16 protein-coding genes and 4 tRNA genes are annotated in these 13,032 nt (G+C 34.8%); 3 read left to right on the top strand and 17 right to left on the bottom strand.

The genetic code is table 11. The features are described from left to right. The 3 genes from hprK to OL233_RS08810 form a co-directional block, all read right to left on the bottom strand. Positions 1-936 carry an HPr(Ser) kinase/phosphatase gene (gene hprK, locus OL233_RS08820; protein ID WP_126829925.1) on the bottom strand — a complete coding sequence of 312 codons (936 nt, stop codon included), beginning with the start codon at positions 934-936 and terminating at the stop codon, positions 1-3. 164 nt (positions 937-1,100) lie between these two features. Beyond that, positions 1,101-1,295, bottom strand: a complete 195-nt coding sequence (locus OL233_RS08815) for a hypothetical protein (protein ID WP_275471948.1) — start codon at positions 1,293-1,295, stop codon at positions 1,101-1,103. Between the two features lie 99 nt (positions 1,296-1,394). Next, complete coding sequence (locus OL233_RS08810) at positions 1,395-2,747, bottom strand: Nramp family divalent metal transporter (RefSeq protein WP_275471947.1); 1,353 nt, start codon at positions 2,745-2,747, stop codon at positions 1,395-1,397. A gap of 266 nt (positions 2,748-3,013) precedes the next feature. Between OL233_RS08810 and OL233_RS08805 the strand changes: the two genes are divergently transcribed. Together OL233_RS08805 and OL233_RS08800 are read left to right on the top strand one after the other, a co-directional pair. Further along, the gene (locus OL233_RS08805; protein ID WP_126829919.1) at positions 3,014-3,433 is read left to right on the top strand and encodes a hypothetical protein; all 420 of its coding nucleotides are present in this window, start codon (positions 3,014-3,016) and stop codon (positions 3,431-3,433) included. A 92-nt stretch (positions 3,434-3,525) separates the two neighbouring features. Continuing rightward, complete coding sequence (locus OL233_RS08800) at positions 3,526-4,497, top strand: FUSC family protein (protein ID WP_275471946.1); 972 nt, start codon at positions 3,526-3,528, stop codon at positions 4,495-4,497. Between the two features lie 42 nt (positions 4,498-4,539). On the opposite strand, the gene OL233_RS08795 is transcribed toward OL233_RS08800, so the two are convergent. The 6 genes from OL233_RS08795 to OL233_RS08770 all read right to left on the bottom strand — a co-directional run bounded on the left by OL233_RS08795 (position 4,540) and on the right by OL233_RS08770 (position 6,461). Further along, positions 4,540-5,562: a glycoside hydrolase family 18 protein gene (locus OL233_RS08795; protein ID WP_275471945.1), complete on the bottom strand. Its 1,023-nt coding sequence runs from the start codon at positions 5,560-5,562 to the stop codon at positions 4,540-4,542. A gap of 165 nt (positions 5,563-5,727) precedes the next feature. Beyond that, positions 5,728-5,799, bottom strand: a tRNA-Gln gene (locus OL233_RS08790). A gap of 11 nt (positions 5,800-5,810) precedes the next feature. Then, positions 5,811-5,891 (bottom strand) — tRNA-Tyr (locus tag OL233_RS08785). Positions 5,892-5,983: 92 nt separating this feature from the next. Further along, a tRNA-Gln gene (locus tag OL233_RS08780) sits at positions 5,984-6,055 on the bottom strand. A 12-nt stretch (positions 6,056-6,067) separates the two neighbouring features. Next, a tRNA-Tyr gene (locus tag OL233_RS08775) sits at positions 6,068-6,148 on the bottom strand. An 82-nt stretch (positions 6,149-6,230) separates the two neighbouring features. After that, positions 6,231-6,461 carry a DUF2969 family protein gene (locus tag OL233_RS08770; RefSeq protein ID WP_275471944.1) on the bottom strand — a complete coding sequence of 77 codons (231 nt, stop codon included), beginning with the start codon at positions 6,459-6,461 and terminating at the stop codon, positions 6,231-6,233. Positions 6,462-6,581: 120 nt separating this feature from the next. Between OL233_RS08770 and OL233_RS08765 the strand changes: the two genes are divergently transcribed. After that, positions 6,582-7,496 carry an AEC family transporter gene (locus OL233_RS08765; protein WP_275471943.1) on the top strand — a complete coding sequence of 305 codons (915 nt, stop codon included), beginning with the start codon at positions 6,582-6,584 and terminating at the stop codon, positions 7,494-7,496. Between the two features lie 45 nt (positions 7,497-7,541). Here OL233_RS08765 and OL233_RS08760 read toward each other — a convergent pair whose 3' ends face one another. The 8 genes from OL233_RS08760 to atpD all read right to left on the bottom strand — a co-directional run bounded on the left by OL233_RS08760 (position 7,542) and on the right by atpD (position 13,032). Beyond that, positions 7,542-8,414, bottom strand: a complete 873-nt coding sequence (locus tag OL233_RS08760; protein ID WP_275471942.1) for an ROK family protein — start codon at positions 8,412-8,414, stop codon at positions 7,542-7,544. Between the two features lie 46 nt (positions 8,415-8,460). Continuing rightward, positions 8,461-8,922, bottom strand: a complete 462-nt coding sequence (locus OL233_RS08755) for a GNAT family N-acetyltransferase (protein WP_275471941.1) — start codon at positions 8,920-8,922, stop codon at positions 8,461-8,463. Continuing rightward, positions 8,915-9,196 carry a membrane protein insertion efficiency factor YidD gene (gene yidD / locus OL233_RS08750; protein WP_275471940.1) on the bottom strand — a complete coding sequence of 94 codons (282 nt, stop codon included), beginning with the start codon at positions 9,194-9,196 and terminating at the stop codon, positions 8,915-8,917. Before yidD ends, OL233_RS08755 begins: the two co-directional genes overlap by 8 nt. 55 nt (positions 9,197-9,251) lie before the next feature. After that, positions 9,252-9,431 (bottom strand): DNA-directed RNA polymerase subunit beta, encoded by a 180-nt coding sequence (locus OL233_RS08745; RefSeq protein ID WP_275471939.1) that lies wholly within the window; start codon positions 9,429-9,431, stop codon positions 9,252-9,254. A gap of 15 nt (positions 9,432-9,446) precedes the next feature. Continuing rightward, a complete protein-coding gene (gene murA / locus OL233_RS08740) occupies positions 9,447-10,757 on the bottom strand; it encodes a UDP-N-acetylglucosamine 1-carboxyvinyltransferase (protein ID WP_275471938.1) in 1,311 nt (436 codons plus the stop codon). A 97-nt stretch (positions 10,758-10,854) separates the two neighbouring features. Next, complete coding sequence (locus tag OL233_RS08735) at positions 10,855-11,088, bottom strand: DUF1146 family protein (protein ID WP_126829897.1); 234 nt, start codon at positions 11,086-11,088, stop codon at positions 10,855-10,857. Between the two features lie 104 nt (positions 11,089-11,192). Next, positions 11,193-11,612: a F0F1 ATP synthase subunit epsilon gene (locus OL233_RS08730; protein WP_275471937.1), complete on the bottom strand. Its 420-nt coding sequence runs from the start codon at positions 11,610-11,612 to the stop codon at positions 11,193-11,195. Between the two features lie 16 nt (positions 11,613-11,628). Then, the gene (gene atpD, locus OL233_RS08725) at positions 11,629-13,032 is read right to left on the bottom strand and encodes a F0F1 ATP synthase subunit beta (RefSeq protein ID WP_126829893.1); all 1,404 of its coding nucleotides are present in this window, start codon (positions 13,030-13,032) and stop codon (positions 11,629-11,631) included.

The raw sequence follows: 13,032 nt of genomic DNA, 5'->3' as shown, positions 1-13,032 counted from the left end.
TTAGTCATTATCTGAATTATCTTGAATTAAGGCGGTTAAATTTTCTTCAAATTTTTTGGTTGCATCATATCCCATTGTTTTAGCACGGAAATTCATCGCCGCAACTTCAACAATAATCGCCACATTACGACCCGTTTTCACTGGAATAGAAATTTTTGGAATTTCAACATTCGCAATTTCCATTGTTTCAGCAGCTCCGCCAAGACGATCAAATTGCTTATCTTTTGTCCAATTTTCTAGATAGACTACTAATTGAATTTGGCCACTAGGTCGAACAGCACTTGCCCCAAATAGATTCATAACATCAATAATCCCAATACCACGAATTTCAATTAGATGTTCTAAGATACGGGCAGGCTCACCAATAACTGTACGTTCATCTTGTTGATAGACGTCAACACGGTCATCCGCGATTAAACGATGGCCTTTTTTAATCAGCTCAAGAGCTGTTTCACTTTTTCCAATCCCACTATCACCTTGAATTAAAACACCTAGACCATAAACCTCAACCAACACACCATGGACAGATGTTCTTGGGGCTAACTTACTTTCTAGAAAATTAGAAACCATCCCAGAAATACGTGATGTTTTTAGTGATGAACATAAAATAGGTGTGTTATTCTCTTCCGCTGCTCTAATTAATTCTGATGGAGGAACTAAATCACGTGCAAAAATAATAGCAGGTGTTTCCTCATGACACATACGACGCATGACCATAGCACGCTCTTCTGGCATCATTTTTTGTGAAAAAGTGGCTTCTTTTCTTCCAAACAATTGAACTCTATCTTGAGGATAATAATTAAAATACCCCGTCAATTCCAAGCCTGGTCTTGAAATATCGCTTGTTTCTATTTTTTTATCTAAATAGTCTTCACCTGAAACAACTTCTAGTTGTAAAGTGTTGACCAAATCTTGTACTGTTACAAATTCTGACATAATGGGCCTACTTTCATAATTTTATGTTCTTATTTTATCATTTAAAGCGCTATATTTCTAGCTCTTAAGAAACAGAGTGACTTTTACCTCACTAATTTATTATAAATTTATACATTTTAATTAAATAAAAATCTTCTAAGCAGCTGACCGCTTAGAAGATTCTATTAATATCCTTTTGAACGCCATTTAATAGCGTGTTTTGTTGGATTAACAATTTCAACTACAAAATCTTCTGATAACGCTTTTTCAGAAGGGGCTATAGCTTCTGACTTTGTAAGTGGTAAATTAGGAGCCACCTCATTTTTTAACACTTTATATTGTTGGTAAATTTTTTCTTTCCAATTTTTCTTTGACATCATCTCTGTCTCCTCCAATCACTAAATAAACTTAATATGTTCTATTATAGCCTTTTTTAGAAATAATTTCACCTAATAACAGGAGTTTTGTAGTTTTATTCACTAGAAAGTAGAAATAATTAAATTAATATTAAGGAGTGTTAAAGCAATAGTCATAATCCATGCAACGGTCGTCAACAGTTTATTATTTTTAAATTCGCCCATTAGTTTTTCACTACTTGTAAATAAAGTTAACGGCACCATTGATACTGGCAGAGCTACACTTAAAAATACTTGTGTATAGATCAATAATTTCTCAACTACTTCTTCTGTCCCACCAAATAGTAAAATACAAATAACAACAGGAATTACTGCTAGCAATCGGGTAACCAAACGTCTTGCCCAAACTGGCATTGACATTTTTATAAACCCTTCCATAACAATCTGTCCAGTAAGCGTACCTGTAATTGTAGAATTTTGGCCAGATGCTAGTAAAGCAACTGCGAATAAAACACTTAACATGGGTGAGGCAATCGATCCAACGATTGTATTATCTGACAAGGCACGGTATAAAGACCCTAGTGTATCTAAATGGTCGCCATGTCCAAAAAACATTGATGCTCCCAATATTAGTAATAAACAATTAATAACAAACGCAATGGATAACTGAATATTTGAATCTATCTTAGAGAAACGAATAGCTTCCTTCAGTTCATCACGATCACTTCTATCGTATTGTCTCGCTTGTACGATTGAACTATGTAGATATAAATTATGCGGCATAACTGTTGCCCCAACGATACCTAATGTAATAAACAACGCATCCTTATCTAAAAAGACTTCTTTTTGTGGTATAAACCCTTTTATCATATCTCCCCAAACAGGTTGAGCCAAGAGTACTTCATATAAAAAGACAGCTAATATAGTAATAATTAATGCAATAACAATCGCTTCAATCTTTCTAAAGCCTAAACGTGTCAACATTAATAATATAAACACATCTAAAACAGTAATGATTACACCTAGTAACAACGGTAAACCAAAAAGCAAGTTAATTGCCACAGCACTACCGATAACCTCAGCAATATCCGTTGCCATAATAGCTAATTCTGTAATAATCCATAAAAATATACCTAACTTCTTACCTGATTTCATTCGTGTCGCTTGAGCCAAATCCATCCCTGTCACAATACCTAGTTTAGCTGACATATATTGCAAAATCATCGCAATAATATTTGAAACTAAAATAACTGATAATAGCAAATAACCAAATTGAGCACCACCTGCAATTGATGTCACCCAATTACCTGGGTCCATGTATCCCACTGCAACAAGAGCTCCTGGTCCCGAATAAGCTAAAAGTTTTTTCCAAAATCCTGCATCTTTTGGGATCGCAACTGTATTATTAATTTCCGGTAAACTTAACCCATTTAATTTTTCTGTTAGAAAATGGTTGTGTTCATTTTTCTTTGACATTTACTGTCATCTCCTCAACTCTATAAGTCCATTTTTATGGCATGCCTAAACTTTATACTTATACCACCTAAAAATCAAGTGTTTTTGAAAAAAAAACTGATTTATTTTTGTTCATTAAAAACCCTTTAAAAACAACGAATTTAAAACTTTTTATCATTCTTGTGTACCAGAATAATATTCAAGCGGTTTGCGACACTAAATTTTTATGCTATACTAAATTGAATTTAAAAGTTTATCTATTATTTTTAAGTATAAGGAGTTTCAAAATGAACCGTAAATTAGCCTTAATGCTTACTTTAGTACTTGCCTTTACATTTACTTTGGCTGGTTGCTCAAAAAAAGCAAATAGCATCCACGGCGAGTGGTATGCAGCAGATGCATTTAATAAAGAAATTAAAATGACCATCTCAAAAAATAGTATCGATATCAAGACTGATAAAAAAAATAAAAAAATGACTTTTCCTGACAGTCAAGTTGGCGTCGTAAGCGGTGTTCAATATTATAGTTTTGTTATTAATAAACAAAATTATTCACTCGTTTTCCCAGATATTCACGATCAAAATACAGCTTTATTCATCAAAACAACTAGTCCTGATGACCATTTTAATGGTGCATTAGTCTATACGATGAATCGTAAAGAGACACCTGATTATGAAACATATGGACAACGTTACTTCAGTGATTAAAACAGCTAATTAAATTTAGCTGTTTTTTTTATGGCGTTCATTAATTTTTTGTGATACACTGCTCAACACTATTATTTTTTTAGGAGAGAATTATGAAAGAAATTAGCAAACAAACTATCATCTACAATTTAATTCAAATCATCTTTATCGTCTTATTTATTTCTATCAGCACTACTTTATTTGGACAACAAGAACAACTAACTGCTGTCGCTGCAGTTACAGGGCTTTTAATGTTCTATTACGTCCCACTTCCTATCAATCCAAAGGCGGGGTCTTTATTAGTGAGTCTTCCTTGGCCAATCATCGGATTAGTCAGTTACCTTGCTAGTTTAAACAGCTGGGCCGGCTTTATTCTTAATTTTACAACCCTTTTTATTTTAACGTTACTGATGGGAAAACCATTTCATTTTAAATATTATATCGCCTACACACTGCTTTATATATTTTCAGCTACATCAATTGAATCTAATTTCAACCTTTCAAAACGTATAATATACCTTAGTCTGGTCGGTATTATTAGTTTCATCACTTATTTAGTTAAACACCGTCAAACACAAAATGATACACCTTTAAAAACAATGATCAAAGAGGCTCTAAACGATACTCCTCTTATCCACTTTTCAATAAAAATGTCACTTGGAATTAGCTTAGTTTTACTAATCGCTTCTTTAAATTTTTTTGATAAAAGTATGTGGATCTGTATGACGGTTATGTCCTTAACTCAATTAGATTCTAATGTTATGAAGAAGCGAATGCTTCACAGAACCTTTGGTACGTTAATAGGCATTGTCTGTTACTTAATACTTTTTCGATTCATAGTCCCAACTCACTACGCCATATACTTAACTTTGATTTTAGGCTACGTTTATACCTTTATCGAAGATTATTTTATACAAATAATCTTTATCACTATGAATGCTTTATTTGCTGCTCAAGCGATTTGGCCAACATCAGGAGCTGTTATTCATAGAGTAAGTTTCATCCTCATTGGAGCGTGTTTAGTGGCTATTCTACATTTCATTAGTCATAGTTTCTCAAAAGCATCTAAAAATAAAACTACTTAACTAAAAAAAAAGAAAGAGCAAGTTAAACTTGCTCTTTCTTTTTTAATTTTTAGCTCTCACCATCGCATCGAATAATGTTCTTGTTAGATCCAAAGAATATTCCCAAAACATTATGCCACGTAGATTATACTCTCTTACAAATCTAACTTTCTCTGTAATAGACTGAACACTGTCATACGAAATGAATTGATTACCATCAAAGTAATAAGCACTTCTTGCCTTATCATCAAAATAACAATTCTCCGGATGCATTTTAGTCAAACTGTCCAATGCGTTATAATCCATTGTTTTATGACCTGTCTCCTCAGCATCTTCCATTAAGCCATTATTAGTAGAATCTTTAACCCCTTCCCAAATTCGACCATAAAAAGCACTCCCTATTACCAATTTATCAGAAGGAATCCCTTTCTCCATTAAATAATTCACAGACAATTCTGCACTCACTGGAGACTTTTTAGAATAACTCATTAAGTTAGTATGATGACCTGTTGTATGACTAAATGCACCACGCATATCATAGGTCATTATATTGATAAAGTCTAAATACTCTGCATACTCATGTCCTTTACTTGTTGCGGTTGTTTCAAGTAATTCAGGAGCTGCTCCTACTGCAATAGTTAGTAAATAGTCACGATTATTTACATTACCCAAATCATTTAATTGAGCCCGTAATGATTTTAATAATAATAACAGATTCTCTGAATCCTCATTACGAGATTTAATACCTGCGATATCCATTTTGGGATACTCCCAATCCAAATCAATGCCATCAAAGTCATAATGTTCAATATAATCCAACATACTGTCAATTAAAACTGTACGACTTTCCTCTGTCAAAACCGCATCCGAAAAACCATCAGCTGTCCATCCACCAATACTGATACACGTCCTTAAATGAGGATTCTCTTCTTTTAATTCATTTATCAGATGTATTTTTTTCAGTTGTCGGTTAACTTTCCCCGCCACTATATCAGCAAAGGCATAATTAATAATAGTTAAATTTTGTGCATCGATATCTGATTTCTCCCACTCACGATTATCATCTAAATAAGCTATTAGTTCCATTTTATCTCTCCTCACACTTTTAAAACGCTTTCCTAGATGATACGATACGTTTTAGTGTAATGGAAGTCTTTTATAAAAACTGGATAAGATACTACATCAAAATAGCCATAAAATAAAAGATAACACATAAAAAAACACCTAAGATAACTTAGATGTTTTAAGTGACTGGGCTAGCTGGATTCGAACCAACGAATGACAGAGTCAAAGTCTGTTGCCTTACCGCTTGGCGATAGCCCAATAATAAAAAATGGAGGAAAGTGGATTCGAACCACTGAACCCTAAGGAACGGATTTACAGTCCGTCGCGTTTAGCCACTTCGCTATTCCTCCAAAATCAGATAACAATCCGACTTCAATATAATACGAAATATTAAGTTATATTGCAAGTCTTTTTAAGAATAATCATTTAAAAATTATTCTAACTGGGCTAGCTGGATTCGAACCAACGAATGACAGAGTCAAAGTCTGTTGCCTTACCGCTTGGCGATAGCCCAATAATAAAAAAATGGAGGAAAGTGGATTCGAACCACTGAACCCTAAGGAACGGATTTACAGTCCGTCGCGTTTAGCCACTTCGCTATTCCTCCAAAACCGAGTTATTTAACCCGACCTCAATATAATACAAAATTTAGCGACTCATTTCAAGTCTTTTTTGCAATTATTTTTATTTTATTGGAAAAGATTCCAATGACTGATTAAAACTTCATAACCTTCATCAAAAGATTTCACATATTTAGGGCCTTCGCCTTTAATTGTTACGACAAATTTCTTTTCTTCTAACTTCTCAACTTCACCAATAACTTTTTTACCAATAGCTAATTCTTGAACTTCTGCAGCTTTACCTTGAGAGTTTTGTTTTTTCTCAGTAACTGTTACTTCGATATCTTTATTTTTTTTCAAAGTTACTTCCTCCTCATGTTTCTTATCTTATACAAGATACCATAAATTACACCAATTGTTAACTATCTTGTTGCATAAACTTCTATTTAGGATAATAATAAACTACTAGGAGGATTTTACATGCTAACTATTTTAATCAATGCCTTTGGTTTATTTTTAATTATTATCGCCGGTTTTACCATCAAAAGAATCGGTTTAGTAGATAAGAAAGATGGTCAAATTTTATCTAAGATTATTTTAAATCTTACTCTACCCGCCACTATTATTATCGGCCTTAATCCTATTAAAGTAACAGGAGAGTTTTTAAACTTAACAGGAGCTGCTATTTTTATAAATTTGATACTTGTTCTCTTCGCTAAAAAAATTTGGAAGAAAAAAGAAGAGTATCATCGTATTCTATTTATGTATTGTATCACAGGATATAACATCGGTAACTTTACTCTACCTTTTATCCAAAGCTTCTACCCTGAAGCTAGTGCCTATCTTTTCATGTTTGATGTAGGAAATTGTATCATGCTTGCCGGTGGTACAAAAATGATTGTCTCAAGCACCTTTAACGAGAATGACACTACTACAGGATTCAGCACTCTTGTTACTACGTTAAAAGGCTCTGTGCCTTTTATTACATATATCGTTATGTTACTCATTCGGTCTCTAGACCTAACTTTACCATTAGGTGCTATCAGTATTTTACAACTTTTTTCCAGTGCTAATGGCTTTTTATCTCTTTTGATGATCGGTATCTATCTTGAGCTCGTCTTACCAAAAAAAGAGTCTGTTATTGTTAAAAAAATACTATTTTGGCGTTATAGTATTGGTGCAATATTAGCAGCTTTCATTTTCTTTGTTATCCCACTTCCAAACGACTTACTAAGGCTAGTTTTGACTTTAATTTGTTTCGCACCTATTGCAACTTTTTCAGTCATTAATAGCGTAGAAGCTGGCATTGAGGAAAGTGTTGCTGGATTTATATCGTCTATAAGCATTCTAATAAGTCTTGCCTTAATGACAATCGTTATGATGTTAACACTATAAGAAAAAGGTCTACTTAAATTACTTAAGTAGACCTTTTCATCTTTTTTACCCCTGTTGTTGAAAGAAAGTTGCAACAGCACCAATTAAATTAGCATCATTATGAAATTCACACATTTTGATCACAGGGAAGAAATCTTTTATCTCGTGAGCATCAAACAATACTTTGACACGCTTATTAATTTCATCTAATAAACCTGGTTTGGCAGAAACTCCGCCACCTATAACAATACATTCTGGGTCCATTGTAAACTGAAGGCTAAATACACCTTGCGCCACATAATTATAAAATTTTTCTTCCTCTTCTTGAGCAATCTTATCTCCAGCATCGGCAAAGGCAAATACTTCCTTACCAGAATAGGTTCCTTTCGGTACATTATGACGTACGCAATAACGATCAGACATCTTAACAGCCGTTCCTACAGCACTGAAGCTATGCTTCTCATCCATATACATCAAACCAAATTCTCCGCCGTATAGGTGCGCTCCTGTTTGAACTTTTCCGTCTTTAATAACAGCTCCACCAACACCCGTACCTAATACTAAGAAAAGGACATCTTTGTATTCCTTAGCAGCACCTTTCCAAACCTCAGCAATACCTGCTGCATTTGCATCATTTTCAAACGAAACTGGCAAGTCAAAAAACGCTTCCAATTCTTTTTGAATAGGGAAATGATGAATATATGGGATTGCACTGATTCCCTCTATAATTCCTTTTTCGCTATTAACTGCACCTGGTGAACTGATTGCAACACCTTCAAGTTTTTCATTTTTATACGTTTCTTTAACTTCCATCATCTTATTTTTTAATTCATCCCAAGTCGATGGTGTTGGAAAAATCCCTTGTTGTTCCACTTTTTCATTTTTCCAAAGAGCATGTTTAATACCTGTTCCGCCCCAATCAAAAACTAAAACTGACATAAAATCTCCTCATTTCATAAGTTATTTCATAAATAGTATACCTTTTCTATACCATTTTTTCTAGAATAACTTGGTTTTTTAATAAAACACCCTCTTCAAAAATCGGCTCACTATAGTTTTCAATAAAATAATTTTCAACAACTTCTTTAATTTCAAACCCATTCTTTTTATACAGGGCTAACGCAGGCTTTGAGGTATCTCCAGTCTTAACCTGAACCCTACAGTTACCTTCTGTTTCATTTGACACAGCAGCCAAAGCATTCTTTATAAGTAGAGTCCCAATCCCTCTTCCTTGTTCTACTTCATCTACCGAAACATTCATAATTTCATATAAATCAAGCTGCTGTTTTTTTAATACTAAAACACCAGTGATTCTATTTAAAATTTTAGACTGATACCCCAAAATAATCGATTCTGATAAATATTCTTCCACTAATTCCTTTTCAGGATCAGCCTCTAATAATAAGTGCCACGGTAAAGATTCATCGTTTGATAATCTCTTAATCATTTCGTTTCTCCTTTTCATAAGGGCCAGCATACTCTCCACCCTCATTACGTCGTACTGTAAATTTTAATGGGACATAATCAATCCCTCCCTTAACAAAGGGATGACATCTAAAGATACGGCCCATTCCCATTATAAACCCCTTAAATCCTCCATGATAGTTAACAGCATCCACCATATATTGAGAACAGGTAGGATGATAACGACATCTTCTAGGGAGACCAGGAGATATATGCTTTTGATAAAATTGTACGATACTTAGAATAATTTTTTTCATAACTGCTCACTTTCTTCTGTAAGTATGCTAAAAAAGCCATGGTTTCCCATGACTTTTAATTTAAGAATTTTGAGATATGAGACCAGGTTGTTTTATGAAACACATCAAACATATTACCGTCTCCCACAACACCATAGCCAATCATTAGACCGATTGCTAATAGAACTAATGCTAACAATATAAACAACGCGATTGCTATTAATTTTCTCACAATATATCTCGTCGTACTACTCATTGTGGACTCTCCTTATTAAACAGATTTAACCATTTCTTCTTTTGATTCTTTAGCAACAACAGGTTGATTAATACGCTCTATATTAGCCCCTAATGCTTCTAATTTTTTATGGAAGTTATAGTAGCCACGATCTAAATACTCTAAATGAGTTACTTTTGTTTGATCTTCAGCAACTAAACCAACTAATACTAGCGCTGCCGCCGCACGTAAATCAGTAGCTGCTACTTCTGCACCATGCAACTTAGATTTATCATAAATATAAGCAACATTATTTTCAATCTTGAAGTTAGCACCCATTTTTTCCATTTCCATTAAATGTTGGTAACGATTTTCAAAGACTGTTTCTGTTACAACACTTGTCCCTTCAGCTACAACTTGAAGCGCGCTGATTTGTGCTTGCATGTCTGTTGGGAAACCTGGATGTGGTAATGTTTTAACATCAGTCGATTTAAGAACAGCAGGTCCAATAACACGAACACCGTCTTCTTCCTCTTTGATTAAAACACCCATCTCACGTAATTTAGAAATTAATGGACCATTATGTTCCATAATAGCCTCTTCGATTAAGATATCACCTTGTGTCATTGCAGCACCGACCATAAAAGTACCTGCTTCAATACGGTCTTGAACAATACGATGTTTTACACCGTATAATTTGTTAACACCTTCAATTTTCATCGTTTCAGTTCCAGCACCTGTAATTTTAGCACCCATTTTATTAAGGACCATTGCTAAATCAACAATTTCTGGTTCGCGAGCAGCATTTTCAATGGTTGTTGTTCCTTCAGCTTTAACAGCAGCCATCATGATATTTTGAGTCGCACCAACACTTGGGAAATCAAGGTAGATACGAGCTCCTTTTAGGCCATTTGGAGCAGTTGCTTCAATATAACCTTCTTCTTGGTTTATAATAGCACCTAACGCTTCAAATCCCTTCAAATGAAGGTCAATCGGACGAGAACCAATCATACAACCCCCTGGCATTGCAACACGAGCGTGATGATTACGAGCTAAAAGTGGACCCATGACAACGATTGAAGCACGCATTTGACTAACATACTCATACGGCGCTTCATCTAATAACGTTTTTGTGGCGTCAATAGTGACACGATTATTATCTTGATCAAATTTTATTTCTGTGTTCAAATGATGAATCACTTCTTTCATCATAAATACGTCTGATAGAATTGGAACATTATCTAAGACAGATGTCCCTTCTTCTCCTAGCAACCCAGCAGCTAAAATTGGTAAAACAGCATTTTTAGCCCCTTCAATTTTAACTCTACCTTTTAGTTTATTTCCACCACGGACAATAATTTGATCCATCATGATACCTCCAAATATATTTTCAAGAAAATTTACATTTCAATTTTTATTTAACACTGTTATTATACTACAATCGCTACTTTATTCAACCCTTGACTTATAGAATCGTTAACATAAAATTTCTTATTAAGGTCAAGCATTCCCAAAAGAAGGTACTACTCAAGTAACCGACTCCTATAGAAAAAAGGACTATAATCGTTCTAATTCTGGTTGGATTACTGTGTTTAAAAAATACATCTATTTTTAAAGATTGAATACCCCAAAAAGCTAAATAGACAAAACTTAGATGACTTGCTAAACGAACTAAGGCATCTACACCAAACACTTGCATGACTTTACCTCTCTTACACCTATATAGTTTCAATACTAGCCTAGTGTATCATAGTTAGAATATAAAAAAAAGCAAGAGAGTCAAACTCTCTTGCTTTTTCATTATTATTTTTTAGAGACATTGATACGGTTAATCGCACGACTAAGGGCAACCTCAGCACGGCGTAAATTATCAATATTTTTCTCTTCTTTGGCTTTCGCAATTTTAGCCTCGGCACGTAATTTAGCACGTTCAGCACGAGGAACATCAATATCTGTAGATTTTTCGGCACTGTCAGCCACAATAGTGACGACATTATCACGAACTTCCATGATACCGCCATTAGTGGCGATAATGTCTTGTTGATTAGTATCACGTTCTAGTTTGACACGAACTTCATCAATAACTAACGGCGCAATAATTGGTGAGTGACCTGGCATAATACCAAGATCACCTTCCACTGTTCTAACCACAACTAATTTTGCTTTGTCATTTGAATAACTAAGACCATTTGGAGTAACTATCTCTACGTTTAAGTAAGTCATAGTACTACCCCCTATTCTAGTATCCTAAATTTTTAGCTTTTTCAATCACGTCTTCAATACTACCTACACTACGGAAAGCTTCTTCAGGTAAATCATCATGTTTACCGTCAAGAATTTCTCTAAATCCACGAACTGTTTCTTTAACTGGTACATATGAACCTGGTTGACCAGTAAATTGTTCAGCAACGTGGAAGTTTTGTGATAAGAAGAATTGAATACGACGCGCACGTCCAACTAAAATTTTCTCTTCATCAGATAATTCATCCATCCCTAAGATAGCGATGATATCTTGTAACTCACGGTAACGTTGTAAGATATGTTGAACTTCTGTTGCCACTTTGTAGTGTCCTTCACCAACGATTTCAGGTGCTAACGCGCCTGAAGTAGAAGCTAATGGATCCACGGCTGGATAGATACCCATTTCAGTTAAACGACGTTCCAAGTTAGTAGTAGCATCTAAATGGGCGAAAGCAGTTGCTGGTGCCGGATCGGTATAGTCATCCGCTGGTACATAGATCGCTTGGATAGACGTAATCGATCCTTTCTTAGTAGATGTAATACGTTCTTGTAATTGTCCCATCTCAGTAGCAAGAGTTGGTTGGTAACCAACGGCTGATGGCATACGACCTAGTAAGGCTGATACCTCTGAACCTGCTTGTGTGAAACGGAAAATGTTATCGATAAATAGTAGCACGTCTTGTCCTTCAACATCACGGAAATATTCAGCAATTGTTAAACCAGTTAGGGCAACACGCATACGCGCACCCGGTGGCTCATTCATTTGACCAAATACCATGGCAGTTTTCTCAATAACGCCTGATTCTTTCATTTCAAAGTAAAGGTCATTACCTTCACGAGTACGTTCACCAACACCAGAGAACACTGAAATACCACCATGCTCTTGGGCAATGTTATTAATCAATTCTTGGATTAATACAGTTTTACCAACACCGGCACCACCGAATAGTCCAACTTTACCACCTTTTAAATAAGGGGCTAATAAATCGATTACTTTAATACCTGTTTCTAAGATTTCGGTACTTGTAGCTAATTCATCAAAAGTCGGTGCTTTTTTATGAATACTACTTTTCTCAATGTCTTCATTTAAAGGTTCGTCCAAATCAATTGTTTCACCCAGAACGTTAAATACACGTCCTAAAGTTTCTTTACCAACTGGTACAGAAATTGATGCTCCTGTATCAAGGACTTCCATCCCTCTTTGTAAGCCATCAGTTGATTCCATAGCGATAGAGCGAATAACTCCATCACCAAGTTCTAAAGCAACTTCTAAAACAACTTTTTGTTTTGAGCCAGCTTTATAGACAACTAAGGCGTTATTAATATCTGGTAATGATTGATCTGAAGGAAATTCCACGTCGACAACGGGACCGATAACTTGAACAATCTTGCCTGAATTCAT

It is taken from the genome of Vagococcus proximus (genome assembly GCF_029143285.1).
In the GTDB taxonomy this organism is placed as follows: domain Bacteria; phylum Bacillota; class Bacilli; order Lactobacillales; family Vagococcaceae; genus Vagococcus_D; species Vagococcus_D proximus.
The sequence above is the reverse complement of the archived record's forward strand: the minus strand, read 5'-3'. Positions and strand labels throughout refer to the sequence as shown.